This is a genomic window from Chryseobacterium tructae, assembly GCF_030409875.1.
GTDB classification, from domain to species: domain Bacteria; phylum Bacteroidota; class Bacteroidia; order Flavobacteriales; family Weeksellaceae; genus Chryseobacterium; species Chryseobacterium tructae.
Genome location: NZ_JAUFQR010000001.1, coordinates 1 through 19,324 on the forward strand (window position 1 = coordinate 1; position 19,324 = coordinate 19,324).

At 40.0% G+C, this 19,324-nt stretch carries 8 protein-coding genes, 4 tRNA genes, 6 rRNA genes and 1 pseudogene; 13 read left to right on the plus strand and 6 right to left on the minus strand.

What is annotated here, in order from left to right:
• Positions 1-491: 491 nt before the first annotated feature.
• The 12 genes and pseudogenes from QWZ06_RS00005 to rrf (QWZ06_RS00055) all read left to right on the plus strand — a co-directional run.
• Positions 492-1,022 (plus strand): annotated as a pseudogene (locus QWZ06_RS00005) (IS110 family transposase); the annotation flags it as partial.
• A 57-nt stretch (positions 1,023-1,079) separates the two neighbouring features.
• Positions 1,080-1,220 carry a transposase gene (locus tag QWZ06_RS27655; RefSeq protein ID WP_353959996.1) on the plus strand — a complete coding sequence of 47 codons (141 nt, stop codon included), beginning with the start codon at positions 1,080-1,082 and terminating at the stop codon, positions 1,218-1,220.
• A gap of 1,240 nt (positions 1,221-2,460) precedes the next feature.
• Positions 2,461-3,980: ribosomal RNA gene (locus QWZ06_RS00010) — 16S ribosomal RNA — on the plus strand.
• Between the two features lie 209 nt (positions 3,981-4,189).
• Positions 4,190-4,263: transfer RNA gene (locus QWZ06_RS00015), tRNA-Ile, on the plus strand.
• Positions 4,264-4,349: 86 nt separating this feature from the next.
• A tRNA-Ala gene (locus QWZ06_RS00020) sits at positions 4,350-4,423 on the plus strand.
• A gap of 206 nt (positions 4,424-4,629) precedes the next feature.
• Positions 4,630-7,405, plus strand: a 23S ribosomal RNA gene (locus tag QWZ06_RS00025).
• Positions 7,406-7,554: 149 nt separating this feature from the next.
• Positions 7,555-7,664, plus strand: a 5S ribosomal RNA gene (rrf, locus tag QWZ06_RS00030).
• A gap of 1,593 nt (positions 7,665-9,257) precedes the next feature.
• Positions 9,258-10,792, plus strand: a 16S ribosomal RNA gene (locus QWZ06_RS00035).
• Between the two features lie 230 nt (positions 10,793-11,022).
• Positions 11,023-11,096, plus strand: a tRNA-Ile gene (locus tag QWZ06_RS00040).
• Between the two features lie 109 nt (positions 11,097-11,205).
• Positions 11,206-11,279, plus strand: a tRNA-Ala gene (locus QWZ06_RS00045).
• Positions 11,280-11,481: 202 nt separating this feature from the next.
• Positions 11,482-14,264, plus strand: a 23S ribosomal RNA gene (locus QWZ06_RS00050).
• Between the two features lie 146 nt (positions 14,265-14,410).
• Positions 14,411-14,518 (plus strand): 5S ribosomal RNA (gene rrf / locus QWZ06_RS00055).
• Together the 16S, 23S and 5S rRNA genes with 4 tRNA genes alongside form the textbook arrangement of a ribosomal RNA operon.
• Positions 14,519-15,910: 1,392 nt before the next feature.
• Here the strand turns inward: rrf (QWZ06_RS00055) and QWZ06_RS00060 are convergent.
• The 4 genes from QWZ06_RS00060 to QWZ06_RS00075 all read right to left on the minus strand — a co-directional run bounded on the left by QWZ06_RS00060 (position 15,911) and on the right by QWZ06_RS00075 (position 17,523).
• Complete coding sequence (locus tag QWZ06_RS00060) at positions 15,911-16,072, minus strand: hypothetical protein (RefSeq protein WP_290295125.1); 162 nt, start codon at positions 16,070-16,072, stop codon at positions 15,911-15,913.
• Positions 16,073-16,148: 76 nt separating this feature from the next.
• Positions 16,149-16,571 carry a hypothetical protein gene (locus QWZ06_RS00065; RefSeq protein WP_290295126.1) on the minus strand — a complete coding sequence of 141 codons (423 nt, stop codon included), beginning with the start codon at positions 16,569-16,571 and terminating at the stop codon, positions 16,149-16,151.
• Positions 16,572-16,632: 61 nt separating this feature from the next.
• Positions 16,633-16,998 carry a hypothetical protein gene (locus QWZ06_RS00070; RefSeq protein ID WP_290295127.1) on the minus strand — a complete coding sequence of 122 codons (366 nt, stop codon included), beginning with the start codon at positions 16,996-16,998 and terminating at the stop codon, positions 16,633-16,635.
• A gap of 60 nt (positions 16,999-17,058) precedes the next feature.
• A complete protein-coding gene (locus tag QWZ06_RS00075; protein WP_290295129.1) occupies positions 17,059-17,523 on the minus strand; it encodes a hypothetical protein in 465 nt (154 codons plus the stop codon).
• A 149-nt stretch (positions 17,524-17,672) separates the two neighbouring features.
• Here QWZ06_RS00075 and QWZ06_RS00080 point away from each other — a divergent pair, with 149 nt between their 5' ends.
• Positions 17,673-17,909: a helix-turn-helix domain-containing protein gene (locus QWZ06_RS00080; RefSeq protein ID WP_290295130.1), complete on the plus strand. Its 237-nt coding sequence runs from the start codon at positions 17,673-17,675 to the stop codon at positions 17,907-17,909.
• Between the two features lie 288 nt (positions 17,910-18,197).
• Here QWZ06_RS00080 and QWZ06_RS00085 read toward each other — a convergent pair whose 3' ends face one another.
• Complete coding sequence (locus QWZ06_RS00085) at positions 18,198-18,644, minus strand: JAB domain-containing protein (protein WP_290295131.1); 447 nt, start codon at positions 18,642-18,644, stop codon at positions 18,198-18,200.
• A 188-nt stretch (positions 18,645-18,832) separates the two neighbouring features.
• Complete coding sequence (locus tag QWZ06_RS00090; protein ID WP_290295132.1) at positions 18,833-19,183, minus strand: hypothetical protein; 351 nt, start codon at positions 19,181-19,183, stop codon at positions 18,833-18,835.
• Positions 19,184-19,324: the final 141 nt, after the last annotated feature.

The window sequence follows — 19,324 nt, forward strand, 5'->3', positions numbered from 1 at the left end:
AACTCTCAAACTCTCAAACTCTCAAACATCATAAGGAGCTATTTCCCGCTATCCGCTCATACTCCTCGCGCGAACCTTTCCCATGCTAATGCCATCCACTCTCCAACTCATGCTGTGGGGTAACCGCTTTTATGGTAAGTTTACATTACTTAAAATACTTGAGTAAATTAGTGTAAAAAAATTAAACCTAAAGAGTAAAAAGCAGCAGGATTAAGGCAGACGCTTCTCAGATACTAGATATCGCCCCTGATTTTTATCCCCCCTGCTGCTGTTTTTCTTCTAAATCCGGATAGAACATTGTTTTGGTAATAACTTTTTACCATGATGGATCAGAAGAAAAACCTCTTTAATAAAGTCATTGCTTATGTCAAAAAAAATATCAAAAAAAAAGTTATCGGTGTTGATGTTGGCGCTAAATTTTTTTAACGCTAAGCTTTATTAATGAACAAAAATCAAGAATGTGTTTTTCAATATAGAAAAATAACCAGCGTTCGATTCTTTCTTTTTATAAGAAAAAAATATCATCCCAAGAGTATAGCCTTGTTATTGAAGCAACCGGGAATTTCAGCAGCCGTATTCTTCATTTATCCTTGAGCCATGGATTAGAAGTAAGTCTGATCAATTGTATGTCTGTAAAGCATTTTGCAAGAATGAAAAATATAATCAGTAAAACAGATGCGGAAGATGCCAGATTAATCAGGCTTTATGGAGAGATGTTCAGCCCCGCTCTTTATGTACCCAAAAGTATGGAGATAGAATATCTGGATCAGGAGATCAAACTTCTGACTGATCTCGAAGAGGAGAAGCGACGTTATGCTGCAAGGCTTAAAGCATTACGCTACCATTCACAAATTAATCCAGATACTGAGAAGCATTATGAAAGAAAGCTTAAGCATTTGGATAAAGAAATCAAAGAAGTAGAAAAGCGCCTTCCCCAACTTCAGGATAAAGACTTTAAGAAAACTAAAGAACTTATACAGTCCGTTTTCCGGAATTGGAGAAAAAAACCTCTTTACAATTGATGACGGCTACTTCAGGATTTAAAAAAATTTTTAATTCAGCACAATCATTAGTTAAGTATTTTTGGTTTAGCTCCTAGAATATATCAATCTGGAAAAAAATCGTATTCTCCTGGAAAATGTCGCACTTCCAAGACTCATATACGAAGTTTATTGTATGTGTGTTCATGGACGGCGATTAAACACAATCCCCCATTGTAAAGAACTTTATTTAAGGTTGTTAGCTAAAGGAAAACCTAAAAAAGTAGCACTCATCGCTGTATGCAATAAACTTTTAAGAATATGCTTTGGAGTAGTTAAAAACAAAGTCCCTTATAATTCTGATTATATAAAAGATAAAATTTTAACTTAAATAATTTGCAAATTAACATAGAACATCGGGGCTAGGGTAGGGGACATAAGTATAAATGACGAGCAATAGGTAATAAGTAATGCTTGTTGACGTGATGTGTAATACTTGACATGTAATATATATTGAATGATTTTATTCAATATAATAACTAGAAAATATTGTACAGGATCATAGTATCTTCTTATAAATACATGTTAAGCTCGATCTATCCACAATCTTTGTCATCCTTCAAAGATCTCACCAATGCATTATTTCATCTCTCCATTCTTCTACGCAATCTTTGTCATTCTGGAAGGGTTCTCCCGCCCATTATTTACAAAATCTTCCACTACAGCTTCCCACATCTAGCCTTCCATCAATAGGAGTGGGCTTTAGCCCACTCAAATAAATAAATAAACAAGTCCTCTTCCTTTGGCTTTAGCCCAAACCTATTTCAAAATGATTCTGAAAACCTACCTTTATAGTATATATGTATAAATTTATTATTCCCATTTGTATATGATAACGCCCATCTCCCTATAATTCCATTACTCCCAAACCCTCTCATTGTAATCTCCAAACAAATGTTTAAAATTTTTCTCTCAAGGTATCAGTGGGTTAGAAGTAAAATGTTACACAGATATGAATTTTATGTTAAATAAATTTGCGGGGTATGTATGAAGAGTCTATCTTTGCCCCACTGAAAAACGAAAGAGATTCGGTAAGCGCAGAAGGGCTTTTAGATAAGCAAAAACAATATGATACTTGATAAGATATAAGCGGAAAAAGCTTTATAAGTTTTAGTAAATAAAACTTGTGAGATAAAATAAAGTTAGTATCTTTGCAGTCCCAATTAAGGGAGCGCAGGAGTATAGGGATTGAGGTTAAGGGAGGAATTAAGGTTACTTAAAAAACTTTAAAATTTTCTTTCGAAACATTTGGTCATTACGAAATAAAGTTTTACTTTTGCACTCGCAAATACGGAGCGACACTGACAGAGAGATTGCTTCGTTACAAAGCGAAAGAAGAAAAGATCATTGACATACAATATAACAACCAAGTAAGGAAAAACTAAAGCGTTAAAAAACTTTGAGTGAGTCAGACAAACATACAATGGAGAGTTTGATCCTGGCTCAGGATGAACGCTAGCGGGAGGCCTAACACATGCAAGCCGAGCGGTATTTGTTCTTCGGAACAGAGAGAGCGGCGTACGGGTGCGGAACACGTGTGCAACCTGCCTTTATCTGGGGGGGATAGCCTTTCGAAAGGAAGATTAATACCCCATAATATATTGAATGGCATCATTCGATATTGAAAACTCCGGTGGATAGAGATGGGCACGCGCAAGATTAGATAGTTGGTGAGGTAACGGCTCACCAAGTCTGCGATCTTTAGGGGGCCTGAGAGGGTGATCCCCCACACTGGTACTGAGACACGGACCAGACTCCTACGGGAGGCAGCAGTGAGGAATATTGGACAATGGGTGAGAGCCTGATCCAGCCATCCCGCGTGAAGGACGACGGCCCTATGGGTTGTAAACTTCTTTTGTATAGGGATAAACCTACTCTCGTGAGAGTAGCTGAAGGTACTATACGAATAAGCACCGGCTAACTCCGTGCCAGCAGCCGCGGTAATACGGAGGGTGCAAGCGTTATCCGGATTTATTGGGTTTAAAGGGTCCGTAGGCGGATCTGTAAGTCAGTGGTGAAATCTCACAGCTTAACTGTGAAACTGCCATTGATACTGCAGGTCTTGAGTGTTATTGAAGTAGCTGGAATAAGTAGTGTAGCGGTGAAATGCATAGATATTACTTAGAACACCAATTGCGAAGGCAGGTTACTAAGCAACAACTGACGCTGATGGACGAAAGCGTGGGGAGCGAACAGGATTAGATACCCTGGTAGTCCACGCCGTAAACGATGCTAACTCGTTTTTGGGGCTTCGGCTTCAGAGACTAAGCGAAAGTGATAAGTTAGCCACCTGGGGAGTACGAACGCAAGTTTGAAACTCAAAGGAATTGACGGGGGCCCGCACAAGCGGTGGATTATGTGGTTTAATTCGATGATACGCGAGGAACCTTACCAAGGCTTAAATGGGAAATGACAGGTTTAGAAATAGACTTTTCTTCGGACATTTTTCAAGGTGCTGCATGGTTGTCGTCAGCTCGTGCCGTGAGGTGTTAGGTTAAGTCCTGCAACGAGCGCAACCCCTGTCACTAGTTGCCATCATTAAGTTGGGGGACTCTAGTGAGACTGCCTACGCAAGTAGAGAGGAAGGTGGGGATGACGTCAAATCATCACGGCCCTTACGCCTTGGGCCACACACGTAATACAATGGCCAGTACAGAGGGCAGCTACACAGCGATGTGATGCAAAATCTCGAAAGCTGGTCTCAGTTCGGATTGGAGTCTGCAACTCGACTCTATGAAGCTGGAATCGCTAGTAATCGCGCATCAGCCATGGCGCGGTGAATACGTTCCCGGGCCTTGTACACACCGCCCGTCAAGCCATGGAAGTCTGGGGTACCTGAAGTCGGTGACCGTAATAGGAGCTGCCTAGGGTAAACAGGTAACTAGGGCTAAGTCGTAACAAGGTAGCCGTACCGGAAGGTGCGGCTGGAACATCTCATTTTAGAGCGTCTTAAAGACGATAAACAAAATTAGTATCGCAAGATACAAGTACTTATTCAAAGTAAAGCTTTAGTTTTTTGTTTGGTTGATTTATATTAAAAATACAAAACCCACTAGAAATTAGTAAAGGGATTGAGAGAGACAAGGATGAAGATAAGAGGGTCAGAAAAATCTGATATCTATTATCTGAAATCTGTTAGTCTAACAGACAGTCTCGTAGCTCAGCTGGTTAGAGCGCTACACTGATAATGTAGAGGTCGGCAGTTCGAGCCTGCCCGAGACTACTAATTATAAGACGGGAAGAGATCAGAAAATAGAGATCAGACATTTAAGTCTGGAATCTGGGATCTGAGATCTGAAGTCTACTAGAGGGGAATTAGCTCAGCTGGCTAGAGCGCCTGCCTTGCACGCAGGAGGTCAAGGGTTCGACTCCCTTATTCTCCACATATAGATGGTTTAATATTAAATAAGCAGATAGAGCCAAAAACAATATTTGCGAATTAGATCAGAAATAGCATAACGATCATTGACATTAACGGTAAAGACATCACAAAGAGATAACCGAGCACTTTCGAGTGCGAAGTTTTACAAAAAAATATTGATAATTTAAATTATCTAGAAAAAAATACTGAACTAATAATAATATTAGGAAAGAAATCGTTAAGGGCGTATGGCGGATGCCTAGGCTTTCAGAGGCGACGAAGGACGTGGTAAGCTGCGAAAAGCTGCGGGGATTGGCACACACGAATTGATCCGCAGATGTCCGAATGGGGCAACCCGGCATGTTGAAGACATGTCACTCCGCAAGGAGAGCAAACCCGGAGAACTGAAACATCTAAGTACCCGGAGGAAAAGAAATCGAAGAGATTCCGTAAGTAGTGGCGAGCGAAAGCGGATTAGCCCAAAAGTCTTTATATATTTAGAAGAACGTTCTGGAAAGAACGGCCATAGACGGTGATAGCCCGGTATTCGAAAGGTATATTAAGATGATAAATGAGTATGGCGGGACACGTGAAATCCTGTCTGAATATGGGGGGACCATCCTCCAAGGCTAAATACTCCTGAAAGACCGATAGTGAACAAGTACTGTGAAGGAAAGGTGAAAAGCACTTCGAATAGAAGGGTGAAATAGAACCTGAAACCGTACGCCTACAAGCGGTCGGAGCAGCATTAAGCTGTGACGGCGTGCCTTTTGCATAATGAGCCTACGAGTTAATTTTACTAGCGAGGTTAAGGTATTAAGTACCGGAGCCGGAGCGAAAGCGAGTCTGAATAGGGCGTATAGTTAGTAGGATTAGACGCGAAAACCTTGTGATCTACCCATGGGCAGGTTGAAGCTCTGGTAACACAGAGTGGAGGACCGAACCGGTTGACGTTGAAAAAGTCTTCGGATGACCTGTGGGTAGGGGTGAAAGGCCAATCAAACTGGGAGATAGCTCGTACTCTCCGAAATGCATTTAGGTGCAGCGTCGTATATAAGTTTTATTAGAGGTAGAGCTACTGATTGGATGCGGGGGTTTCATCGCCTACCAATTCCTGACAAACTCCGAATGCTAATAAATGTTCTACGGCAGTGAGGGCATGGGTGCTAAGGTCCATGTCCGAGAGGGAAAGAACCCAGACCAACAGCTAAGGTCCCAAAATATATGTTAAGTTGAAGCAACGCGGTTGGACTGCATTGACAGCTAGGATGTTGGCTTGGAAGCAGCCATTCATTTAAAGAGTGCGTAACAGCTCACTAGTCGAGCGGTCCGGCATGGATAATAATCGGGCATAAACATATTACCGAAGCTATGGATTTGTATTTTAGATACATCTGGTAGGAGAGCATTCTATTTGCGCCGAAGCAGTACTGTGAGGTATTGTGGAGCGGATAGAAAAGAAAATGTAGGCATAAGTAACGATAAAGGGGGCGAGAAACCCCCTCACCGAAAGACTAAGGTTTCCTCAGCCATGCTAATCAGCTGAGGGTTAGTCGGGACCTAACGCGAACCCGAAAGGGGTAGTGGATGGACAATGGGTTAATATTCCCATACTTGCTCACACTAAAAAAAGGGGACGGAGTGCCGTACTTACTGGAGACTGACGGAATAGTCAAGGCTTAGCCTTCGGGCGAAGCTGCTGTAGGGAAAGTGCTTCCAAGAAAAAGCCGAAGTGAAGCAACCCGTACCAAAAACCGACACAGGTAGTCGAGGAGAGAATCCTAAGGTGCTAGAGTGAATCATGGTTAAGGAACTAGGCAAAAATAGTCTCGTAACTTCGGGAGAAGAGACGCCATCAGCAATGGTGGCCGCAGTAAAGAGGCCCAGGCGACTGTTTATCAAAAAAACACAGGACTCTGCAAAAATCGAAAGATGCAGTATAGGGTCTGACACCTGCCCGGTGCTGGAAGGTTAAGGAAGGTGCTTAGGGTTAAACCGAAGGCATTGACTGAAGCCCCAGTAAACGGCGGCCGTAACTATAACGGTCCTAAGGTAGCGAAATTCCTTGTCGGGTAAGTTCCGACCTGCACGAATGGTGTAACGATCTGGGCACTGTCTCAACCATGAGCTCTGTGAAATTGTAGTATCGGTGAAGATGCCGATTACCCGCAATGGGACGAAAAAGACCCTGTGAACCTTTACTATAACTTCGTATTGACTTTGAGTAAGTAATGTGTAGGATAGGTGGGAGGCTATGAAGTGGGCACGCTAGTGTCTGTGGAGCCGACGTTGAAATACCACCCTTTTACTTACTTGGAGCCTAACTTCTTTTTAGAAGGACATTGCGTGGTGGGTAGTTTTGACTGGGGTGGTCGCCTCCAAAAAGAGTAACGGAGGCTTTCAAAGGTACCCTCAGCACGCTTGGTAACCGTGCGTAGAGTGTAATGGCATAAGGGTGCTTGACTGTGAGACCAACAAGTCGATCAGGTGCGAAAGCAGGACATAGTGATCCGGTGGTTCCGTATGGAAGGGCCATCGCTCATAGGATAAAAAGGTACTCCGGGGATAACAGGCTAGTCTCCCCCCAAGAGCTCACATCGACGGGGAGGTTCGGCACCTCGATGTCGGCTCGTCACATCCTGGGGCTGGAGAAGGTCCCAAGGGTTGGGCTGTTCGCCCATTAAAGTGGCACGCGAGCTGGGTTCAGAACGTCGTGAGACAGTTCGGTCTCTATCTATTGCGGGCGTTAGATGTTTGAGAGGGCTTGATTCTAGTACGAGAGGACCGAATTGAACAAACCTCTGGTGTATCAGTTGTACCGCCAGGTGCACTGCTGAGTAGCTACGTTTGGAAGAGATAAGCACTGAAAGCATATAAGTGCGAAACTCGCCTCAAGATGAGACATCTTTTAAGGGTCGTGGGAGATGACCACGTTGATAGGCTATAGGTGTAAAGACAGTAATGTCATAGCCGAGTAGTACTAATTACCCGTAGATTTATAGCCTGATATGGCCGCTCGAAAGTGCAGCAAGGTTAGCTCTTTGTGAAAGTTTTTTTATCGCTTAAAAACAGATATCAGAGATTAGATCTCAGATATCAGACAAATTCGTCTGAGATCTGATGTCTTGCATCTGACATCTTATATACAACCTTTAGGGTGGTTTTTAGCGGTGGGGCTCACCTGTTCCCCATTCCGAACACAGAAGTTAAGCCCACCAGCGCCGATGGTACTGCTAACGCGGGAGAGTAGGCCGCCGCCAGTTTTTTTATTTTTATTTTTTTAAAAAAATCCTTTATCGCAAGATAAAGGATGTTATATATACCTTACCTCTGTAATCTCCTCCCAATAAGTAATACGTACTCACTAACCAGTAATAAAACAGTGAGCAATCCGAAGCCCATTCCTGATACTGGTTCTTCATGGAAGTCTTTTACTCTTTATTCTTTATTCTTTATTCTTGTTTCTTACTAATATTTCCTGGTATCACTGCATACTTAGCTCTATTCCTCCTCGTTATTCAGGTTTTGGCTAAAGCCTTTTGGAATTGTTATTGATGATAAAGCGGGCTAAAGCCCACTTCTATTGAATGAATGTTGGATAGATAGATAGATAGATAGATAGATAGATAGATAGATAGATCAGGTCTAACTCTAGATCCTTACGGGATGACAAGGTGGGTGATAAGTGATTATTGGGATCTACACTCTATCTTCTTCTAAGTCTATTTCTGATTTTTTTATTTTACCAGGGTTACCCTTTTTTTACATTTCAATCTTTTTATTTTTCTCACAGATCCATAGATCAATTCCTTATATCATTACAATTCTTTTTTTCCATAGTATATTGTCCTTCTGTAAGGAGCTCCCCCAATGTATTATTTTAATCAGCTTATTCTTTTTCTATTCTTCCGAATAATCTTTTTCCATCCTGATCCTGTATGGATTTTGTTAATACATTCTTTTAATTCTCTCTCTCATGCTCTTCTGCATAATCTTTGTCATTCTGTAAGAATCTCTCCATCCCATTATTTACAAAATCTTCCACTACAACTACCCACATCTAGTCTTCCATCAATAGGAGTGGGCTTTAGCCCGCTCAAATAAATAAAATAAATAAATCCCCTTCCTCTGGCTTTAGCCTCAACCTATTTCAATAATCTTTTCGAAAACGGGACGATACATTATATAATAACTTCCATTACTCATTACTCATTACTCATTACTCATTACGTGTATAAAAATCCTTCTATAATATCTCCAAAACAGTATTAGAACACTTTTAAAAAACAATTCCACAATTGTGGATAAGTATTAATTGTTATTTAAGTATAAATAAATCAAATAGTTAATAATGATACTTACCAACAATCAGTATGTGTATGTAAAACTTTATGTTAAATAAAACTTGCGGGGGTATGTATGAAGAGTCTATCTTTGCCCCACTGAAAAACGAAAGAGATTCGGTAAGCGCAGAAGGGCTTTTAGATAAGCAAAAACAATATGATACTTGATAAGATATAAGCGAAAAAAGCTTTATAAGTTTTAGCAAATAAAACTTGTGAGATAAAATAAAGTTAGTATCTTTGCAGTCCCAATTAAGGGAGCGCAGGAGTATAGAGATTGAGGTTAAGGGAGGAATTAAGGTTACTTAAAAAACTTTAAAATTTTCTTTCGAAACATTTGGTCATTACGAAATAAAGTTTTACTTTTGCACTCGCAAATACGGAGCGACACTGACAGAAAGATTGCTTCGTTACAAAGCGAAAGAAGAAAAGATCATTGACATACAATATAACAACCAAGTAAGGAAAAAAAACTAAAGCGTTAAAAAAACTTTGAGTGAGTCAGACAAACATACAATGGAGAGTTTGATCCTGGCTCAGGATGAACGCTAGCGGGAGGCCTAACACATGCAAGCCGAGCGGTATTTGTTCTTCGGAACAGAGAGAGCGGCGTACGGGTGCGGAACACGTGTGCAACCTGCCTTTATCTGGGGGGGATAGCCTTTCGAAAGGAAGATTAATACCCCATAATATATTGAATGGCATCATTCGATATTGAAAAACTCCGGTGGATAGAGATGGGCACGCGCAAGATTAGATAGTTGGTGAGGTAACGGCTCACCAAGTCTGCGATCTTTAGGGGGGCCTGAGAGGGTGATCCCCCCACACTGGTACTGAGACACGGACCAGACTCCTACGGGAGGCAGCAGTGAGGAATATTGGACAATGGGTGAGAGCCTGATCCAGCCATCCCGCGTGAAGGACGACGGCCCTATGGGTTGTAAACTTCTTTTTGTATAGGGATAAAACCTACTCTCGTGAGAGTAGCTGAAGGTACTATACGAATAAGCACCGGCTAACTCCGTGCCAGCAGCCGCGGTAATACGGAGGGTGCAAGCGTTATCCGGATTTATTGGGTTTTAAAGGGTCCGTAGGCGGATCTGTAAGTCAGTGGTGAAATCTCACAGCTTAACTGTGAAAACTGCCATTGATACTGCAGGTCTTGAGTGTTATTGAAGTAGCTGGAATAAGTAGTGTAGCGGTGAAATGCATAGATATTACTTAGAACACCAATTGCGAAGGCAGGTTACTAAGCAACAACTGACGCTGATGGACGAAAGCGTGGGGAGCGAACAGGATTAGATACCCTGGTAGTCCACGCCGTAAACGATGCTAACTCGTTTTTGGGGCTTCGGCTTCAGAGACTAAGCGAAAGTGATAAGTTAGCCACCTGGGGAGTACGAACGCAAGTTTGAAAACTCAAAGGAATTGACGGGGGGCCCGCACAAGCGGTGGATTATGTGGTTTAATTCGATGATACGCGAGGAACCTTACCAAGGCTTAAATGGGAAATGACAGGTTTTAGAAATAGACTTTTTCTTCGGACATTTTTTTCAAGGTGCTGCATGGTTGTCGTCAGCTCGTGCCGTGAGGTGTTAGGTTAAGTCCTGCAACGAGCGCAACCCCCTGTCACTAGTTGCCATCATTAAGTTGGGGACTCTAGTGAGACTGCCTACGCAAGTAGAGAGGAAGGTGGGGGATGACGTCAAATCATCACGGCCCTTACGCCTTGGGCCACACACGTAATACAATGGCCAGTACAGAGGGCAGCTACACAGCGATGTGATGCAAATCTCGAAAAGCTGGTCTCAGTTCGGATTGGAGTCTGCAACTCGACTCTATGAAGCTGGAATCGCTAGTAATCGCGCATCAGCCATGGCGCGGTGAATACGTTCCCGGGCCTTGTACACACCGCCCGTCAAGCCATGGAAGTCTGGGGTACCTGAAGTCGGTGACCGTAATAGGAGCTGCCTAGGGTAAAACAGGTAACTAGGGCTAAGTCGTAACAAGGTAGCCGTACCGGAAGGTGCGGCTGGAACATCTCATTTTTAGAGCGTCTTTTTAGACGATAAACAAAAATTAGTATCGAGAGATACAAGTACTTATTCAAAGTAAAGCTTTAGTTTTTTTGTTTGGTTGATTTATATTAAAAAAATACAAAAACCCACTAGAAATTAGTAAAGGGATTGAGAGAGACAAAGAAGATAAAAAGCAGAGAGAGAAAGACGAAGAAATTAGTCTATTATCTATCAGTCTATCATCTTTACGTCTAATAGACAGTCTCGTAGCTCAGCTGGTTAGAGCGCTACACTGATAATGTAGAGGTCGGCAGTTCGAGCCTGCCCGAGACTACTAATTAAAGGGATTTAAAGATTGAAGAATTTAAAGATTTAAAAAAAATTAGCAGCGTTTAATTTTTTTAAATGATAAAAATCATTAAATATTTAAATCTTGACCTAGAGGGGAATTAGCTCAGCTGGCTAGAGCGCCTGCCTTGCACGCAGGAGGTCAAGGGTTCGACTCCCTTATTCTCCACATATAGATGGTTTTAATATTAAATAAGCAGATAGAGCCAAAAACAATATTTGCGAATTAGATCAGAAATAGCATAACGATCATTGACATTAACGGTAAAGACATCACAAAGAGATAACCGAGCACTTTCGAGTGCGAAGTTTACAAAAATATTGATAATTTAAATTATCTAGAAAAATACTGAACTAATAATAATATTAGGAAAGAAATCGTTAAGGGCGTATGGCGGATGCCTAGGCTTTCAGAGGCGACGAAGGACGTGGTAAGCTGCGAAAAAGCTGCGGGGATTGGCACACACGAATTGATCCGCAGATGTCCGAATGGGGGCAACCCGGCATGTTGAAGACATGTCACTCCGCAAGGAGAGCAAAACCCGGAGAACTGAAACATCTAAGTACCCGGAGGAAAAGAAATCGAAGAGATTCCGTAAGTAGTGGCGAGCGAAAGCGGATTAGCCCAAAAAGTCTTTTATATATTTAGAAGAACGTTCTGGAAAGAACGGCCATAGACGGTGATAGCCCGGTATTCGAAAGGTATATTAAGATGATAAATGAGTATGGCGGGACACGTGAAAATCCTGTCTGAATATGGGGGGGGACCATCCTCCAAGGCTAAATACTCCTGAAAGACCGATAGTGAACAAGTACTGTGAAGGAAAGGTGAAAAAGCACTTCGAATAGAAGGGTGAAATAGAACCTGAAAACCGTACGCCTACAAGCGGTCGGAGCAGCATTAAGCTGTGACGGCGTGCCTTTTTGCATAATGAGCCTACGAGTTAATTTTTACTAGCGAGGTTAAGGTATTAAGTACCGGAGCCGGAGCGAAAGCGAGTCTGAATAGGGCGTATAGTTAGTAGGATTAGACGCGAAAACCTTGTGATCTACCCATGGGCAGGTTGAAGCTCTGGTAACACAGAGTGGAGGACCGAACCGGTTGACGTTGAAAAAGTCTTCGGATGACCTGTGGGTAGGGGGTGAAAGGCCAATCAAACTGGGAGATAGCTCGTACTCTCCGAAATGCATTTAGGTGCAGCGTCGTATATAAGTTTTATTAGAGGTAGAGCTACTGATTGGATGCGGGGGTTTCATCGCCTACCAATTCCTGACAAACTCCGAATGCTAATAAATGTTCTACGGCAGTGAGGGCATGGGTGCTAAGGTCCATGTCCGAGAGGGAAAGAACCCAGACCAACAGCTAAGGTCCCAAAATATATGTTAAGTTGAAGCAACGCGGTTGGACTGCATTGACAGCTAGGATGTTGGCTTGGAAGCAGCCATTCATTTAAAGAGTGCGTAACAGCTCACTAGTCGAGCGGTCCGGCATGGATAATAATCGGGCATAAACATATTACCGAAGCTATGGATTTGTATTTTAGATACATCTGGTAGGAGAGCATTCTATTTGCGCCGAAGCAGTACTGTGAGGTATTGTGGAGCGGATAGAAAAGAAAAATGTAGGCATAAGTAACGATAAAGGGGGGGCGAGAAAACCCCCCTCACCGAAAGACTAAGGTTTCCTCAGCCATGCTAATCAGCTGAGGGTTAGTCGGGACCTAACGCGAACCCGAAAGGGGTAGTGGATGGACAATGGGTTAATATTCCCATACTTGCTCACACTAAAAAGGGGACGGAGTGCCGTACTTACTGGAGACTGACGGAATAGTCAAGGCCTAGCCTTCGGGCGAAGCTGCTGTAGGGAAAGTGCTTCCAAGAAAAGCCGAAGTGAAGCAACCCGTACCAAAACCGACACAGGTAGTCGAGGAGAGAATCCTAAGGTGCTAGAGTGAATCATGGTTAAGGAACTAGGCAAAAATAGTCTCGTAACTTCGGGAGAAGAGACGCCATCAGCAATGGTGGCCGCAGTAAAGAGGCCCAGGCGACTGTTTATCAAAAAAACACAGGACTCTGCAAAATCGAAAGATGCAGTATAGGGTCTGACACCTGCCCGGTGCTGGAAGGTTAAGGAAGGTGCTTAGGGTTAAACCGAAGGCATTGACTGAAGCCCCAGTAAACGGCGGCCGTAACTATAACGGTCCTAAGGTAGCGAAATTCCTTGTCGGGTAAGTTCCGACCTGCACGAATGGTGTAACGATCTGGGCACTGTCTCAACCATGAGCTCTGTGAAATTGTAGTATCGGTGAAGATGCCGATTACCCGCAATGGGACGAAAAAGACCCTGTGAACCTTTACTATAACTTCGTATTGACTTTGAGTAAGTAATGTGTAGGATAGGTGGGAGGCTATGAAGTGGGCACGCTAGTGTCTGTGGAGCCGACGTTGAAATACCACCCTTTACTTACTTGGAGCCTAACTTCTTTTAGAAGGACATTGCGTGGTGGGTAGTTTGACTGGGGTGGTCGCCTCCAAAAGAGTAACGGAGGCTTTCAAAGGTACCCTCAGCACGCTTGGTAACCGTGCGTAGAGTGTAATGGCATAAGGGTGCTTGACTGTGAGACCAACAAGTCGATCAGGTGCGAAAGCAGGACATAGTGATCCGGTGGTTCCGTATGGAAGGGCCATCGCTCATAGGATAAAAGGTACTCCGGGGATAACAGGCTAGTCTCCCCCAAGAGCTCACATCGACGGGGAGGTTCGGCACCTCGATGTCGGCTCGTCACATCCTGGGGCTGGAGAAGGTCCCAAGGGTTGGGCTGTTCGCCCATTAAAGTGGCACGCGAGCTGGGTTCAGAACGTCGTGAGACAGTTCGGTCTCTATCTATTGCGGGCGTTAGATGTTTGAGAGGGCTTGATTCTAGTACGAGAGGACCGAATTGAACAAACCTCTGGTGTATCAGTTGTACCGCCAGGTGCACTGCTGAGTAGCTACGTTTGGAAGAGATAAGCACTGAAAGCATATAAGTGCGAAACTCGCCTCAAGATGAGACATCTTTTAAGGGTCGTGGGAGATGACCACGTTGATAGGCTATAGGTGTAAAGACAGTAATGTCATAGCCGAGTAGTACTAATTACCCGTAGATTTATAGCCTGATATGGCCGCTCGAAAGTGCAGCAAGGTTAGCTCTTTGTGAAAGTTTTTATCGCTTAAAACAGATATCAGAGATTAGATCTCAGATATCAGACAAATTCGTCTGAGATCTGATGTCTTGCATCTGACATCTTATATACAACCTTTAGGGTGGTTTTAGCGGTGGGGCTCACCTGTTCCCATTCCGAACACAGAAGTTAAGCCCACCAGCGCCGATGGTACTGCTAACGCGGGAGAGTAGGCCGCCGCCAGTTTTTATTTTATTTTTAAAAATCCTTTATCGCAAGATAAAGGATTTTTTTTGTTATATACCTTACCTCTGTAATCTCCTCCCAATAAGTAATACGTACTCACTAACCAGTAATAAACAGTGAGCAATCCGAAGCCCATTCCTGATACTGGTTCTTCATGGAAGTCTTTACTCTTTATTCTTTATTCTTTATTCTTGTTTCTTACTAATATTTCCTGGTATCACTGCATACTTAGCTCTATTCCTCCTCGTTATTCAGGTTTTGGCTAAAGCCTTTTGGAATTGTTATTGATGATAAAGCGGGCTAAAGCCCACTTCTATTGAATGAATGTTGGATAGATAGATAGATAGATAGATAGATAGATAGATAGATAGATAGATAGATAGATATTTACCAGGGTTACCCTTTTTACATTTCAATCTTTTATTTTCTCACAGATTCATAGATCAATTCCTTATATCATTACAATTCTTTTTCCATAGCATATTGTCCTTCTGAAAGGATCTAAATGCTTGAAAAGAGATAGAGGATAACAATATTGTATGTATGCTTAGCTCTATTACTATTCATTATTCAGGTTTTGGCTAAAGCCCTTTGGAATTGTTATTAATGATAAAGCGGACTAAATCTACTTCTATTGAATAAGATACGGTATATCAGCCAAGCATAACGTTGTCTAGATTCCTGCGGGATGATAAAGCAGGTGGATAAAAGAGAAGAAGAGGGATAATAAAGTTGCTTTATGTTAATTTCTGATTGTTTATCAGCCCTGATTGATAATTTCAATCATTAATCGCTTTTAGGCTCAAAAATAGCCTATCATATAGTAAACTTTACTTTGATATGTTTTAACGTTGATTCTGGGTAAAATACACCTTATTTAAAGGCATCAGAATAGTGGGAAATATTTAATGAGGGAGAATATAGTATAGATAATTTATGATTAGAATGATGAAATAGGTAAAATGATAATTTGATGAATTTAGTTTTAAATTGAATTGAAATAATCAATTAGTTCCTGGCAGTTTTTTTTGATCGAAATAGATGATTCTATGATCCGAAATTTCGTACTGAGTCAGTATATTAATTCATGGAACTATCATTATAGAATGAATTATTTATAAATAAAAAAGACCTACATTTCTGTAAGTCTTTTTGCTCCTCCTGCTGGGCTCGAACCATGTAGTATTTCATATTGATATGTAATATCTTACACCTTTTTCTTAATGAGAGTATGCCTAAAAGTATGCCTTTTCATTTTAAACTTAACTACTTTCTTATTCAGTGTTTTTTGAGTTTATATCCTGTAGTTTCCACTCCTATCCTTTATGAGAAAGTATAAATGGAAGTATTTATATAGATTGCTAACCTTTCCATCTTTCTTTAAATAGCATCTTAAAGCTGTAACTCTTTGATAAGCAAACTCAATCTATTCTTTTCAAACAGACTTAATTCTTCCTTCTTTCTTTTTTCAAATAATTGTTGTATCTCTTTAAAATACATGTCATGTATATCTCTTATTTCTTCTATAGTGTGTATTATTATTTCTTCACTCATATTATTTCTCAAATTTTCTTTTTCATAAGTTTTTATTGTTAAAATTACTTTGTTAGATATTGTACTGAATAAACTTTTATTCCAGTAGAGTTTTGGTGTAAGCAAATGAGTTTGAAAAGTAAATCAACCTTATTTCTTTACTTACAGGAAAGTAGATACTCCAATAAATCACCTTTCTGGTTATGAACTTGTGAATGATCATGCCATCAGGTAGAATTTCAAGGTTCACTCTTTCCACTCTATCTGATAGGGATTTATTGATTCTGTTATAATAGCTTTCAGATTTCTTATCAAATTCAAGGATTACAACTTCCAGTATATCCCAATAGAATATAAGCTCTGTTCTGTGAGGTATGAAGTTTAAGAACTTCTTAATCTCACTCCCTACCCATAGATAGCTACAATAAGAATTATCAGGAATACTGTCTGCTATGCTCATTAGGTTTAGTTCCCAGTTGCCATATTGGTAACCTATACGGAATGGTACTTTAAGTTTCATATTAGTTTTAAGATTAAAAAACCACCTACTTTGAGGTGGTTTTACTTCTATTAGTAATTTTCTAAAGGTTTTCAAGCAACTGAACTAGTTTTAAGGCATTAGCCTTACTATTCATTGGCACTGAGACTGAATTTTTACCATCTCCTTTGTACTTGACACATTCTGAGCCATCAATACACTCTACTGTAACAAAATGCCTTGCATAGCTATAATATTTGTCATTATATTCATAGTAATAGCTGACTTTATTGAGAGGAAACCTAAAACCATCAATATTAAGGATATTACTATTAGAGTTATAAGTGATTATTTTGCCCAGCTTTGCAGGAGAGTTTTTTTTATAGAAACTTTTTAAGGTGGCTAAATCAGATTGTGCATAAAATAAAGTATAGCATGCTACCAGTAAGATTGATAATGTTTTTTTCATTTAAAATAAATTATGTATGGTTTTGAAGAATAAAAGAAGTTGTCATTACATGGTATTTTATTAATCAGCATATTTCACTTTAGGTTGTGGGAACTTTTTAATGTACTCTTTTGCATTGTCAGGCTCAATAATATCAAATGAAGCTTTTCCTGTTGTTAGACCATAAGCTGGACTAAGCCTTATATAATATGTCTTTCCTTCTTTCGCGTTTATAGTGAAAAAATCTTTATTCTCTGTCTGATCCTTTCTAATCTTATTACCTTCAAAAGCTCCTTCTAAATTGTACTTACCTGCATCTACATCCCAACATAGATAGTTTTTATAATCAAGCCTCCCTATCATATCTCCATTAGATGATAAGGTTATATAATAATGACTTAACTTTCCTGTTGGTCTTATAACATAGATTCTGGCTTTATTAGGAGATACCTCAGAGCTTATGTCTGGTAATTCTACATACTGAGAAGTCTGAGAATATAAGTAAGTTGAACATATCAAGATGATTAGTAGTAAAGTCTTTTTCATTGTTTTTAGTTTATTTTTAATTAGTAAATTACTTGTAAATCTGCTTTATACCTTACGGGAATCCATAAGATTATAAAATTAATATTGTCATATATGGCATTACAAGCTGTAAATATAATCAACAACTTTGAATTGACAAATATGACAAGTTGGAAAAATCAGAAATCCTTAAAAGAGTAGGTAAAAGAATTAAAGAATTGAGAATACAAAAAGGTATTTCCCAAGCTGATTTAGTGGGTAAAATGGAAGGCAATATTGATCCTACTAATATATCAAGGATTGAAGCTGGTAGAACTAATCCTACAGTAATAACCCTATACAGGATTGCAGAGGCATTAGATATAAAGCTTATTGATATATTAAATATTGAAGTTTCTGAAAGGTAAGATTGGCTATTATGATTTCGGGGCTTTTAGAACTTTTCTTTTCCCCATCTGTCTCCCTTTTAATCTAGCACCTCTGAGTATCTATTTCATTACTTAAGAGCTTTCTTTGTTAATCCAGTGTACACTAGAATATTATAATTTGGCTATATTATATATATAATAGGATTTAGCTATTAGCTTTAAATTCAGGTAGCTTAGGATAGTATTCAGCTCCTATGTGCGAATGTGAATAATATTAAAAAATAAATTAATAGTCCTAGATTACATATAGAGAGGAATCCATATTAACTACAATAACCCCTTGTCAGCAAAACTAAAATAATCTTCTTTTGAAAGGATTAAGTGATCTAATAGCATAATATCCATTATTTTACAGGCTGATTTTAACTTCTCAGTAATATCAATATCTGCTTTACTAGGACTGAGGTTGCCACTAGGATGATTGTGAACAATAATAATTCCACTAGTTAAGGTCTTTAGTGCTATGGAAAGTATTATTTTAATATCTATGATGCTAGATGAAATTCCTCCTTTTGATAGGTCATAAATACCTAAAACCTTATTAGATCTGTTTAGTAGCAATATCTTCACTTCTTCTAACATTTCTATTATATCTAGGTTCCAGTGATTGATAATAAGACTATAACTCTCTCTGCTATTACTTATTTTTTGCTCAGACATTATATTAGCAGAATAAGAAACAAATAATTCTGCAACTTTTGCATTTGTTTTCATGTAAGGGTTAAGGTTGTTGGTTAGTAAATGAGATGAGAATTGAAATGTCCATTCTGTGTATAAGTATATAGTATTACCACACAAAATGGACTTTTTATTATAGAAAAGAAAAATACGTCCAAAATCCCTAAGCCTATATATAGATTTTAGGAAAAATGGACATATTAAGTCTTCATGCTCTAGAATGACTAGGCAAAGGCTTCTTCAAGTTGTTTTGCTAGTTTCTCCTCAGAACTTTCTACACCTTCAGGAAGATAGATGTATTTGTGGTTTAGAGTAACTTCCTCCCCAGATTCTTTGATAGTGTACTGATAAGGTTCTGTAGTAATCTTTGAAATTTTTCCTGACATTTCAGAGCCTATTAAACCTATACAAGTCTGTTCATCAAATGTAGTTGAAACAGTAGCTCTCTTGGCTGTAGCATAGTATTGACCTGTAACCTTGCTTAATACCATTTCAATACCACCCTGTACTTCTAAAAGATAAAAGTTTGTTCCATCTTCTTTCTGTCTTTGTTTGTAGCCTAAAATTCTTACCATTGTTGTTGATTTTTGAGTTAAAGTTTGAATTAAAAATCTGTCTGTTCAGACTTCAAGGATAAGTGAAGGTGTTGAGTGGGGGTGCTGTAAAAGGTTTAGAAATAAATTACCTGCTAGAAAAAAAAGATTTAGAATTGGAGG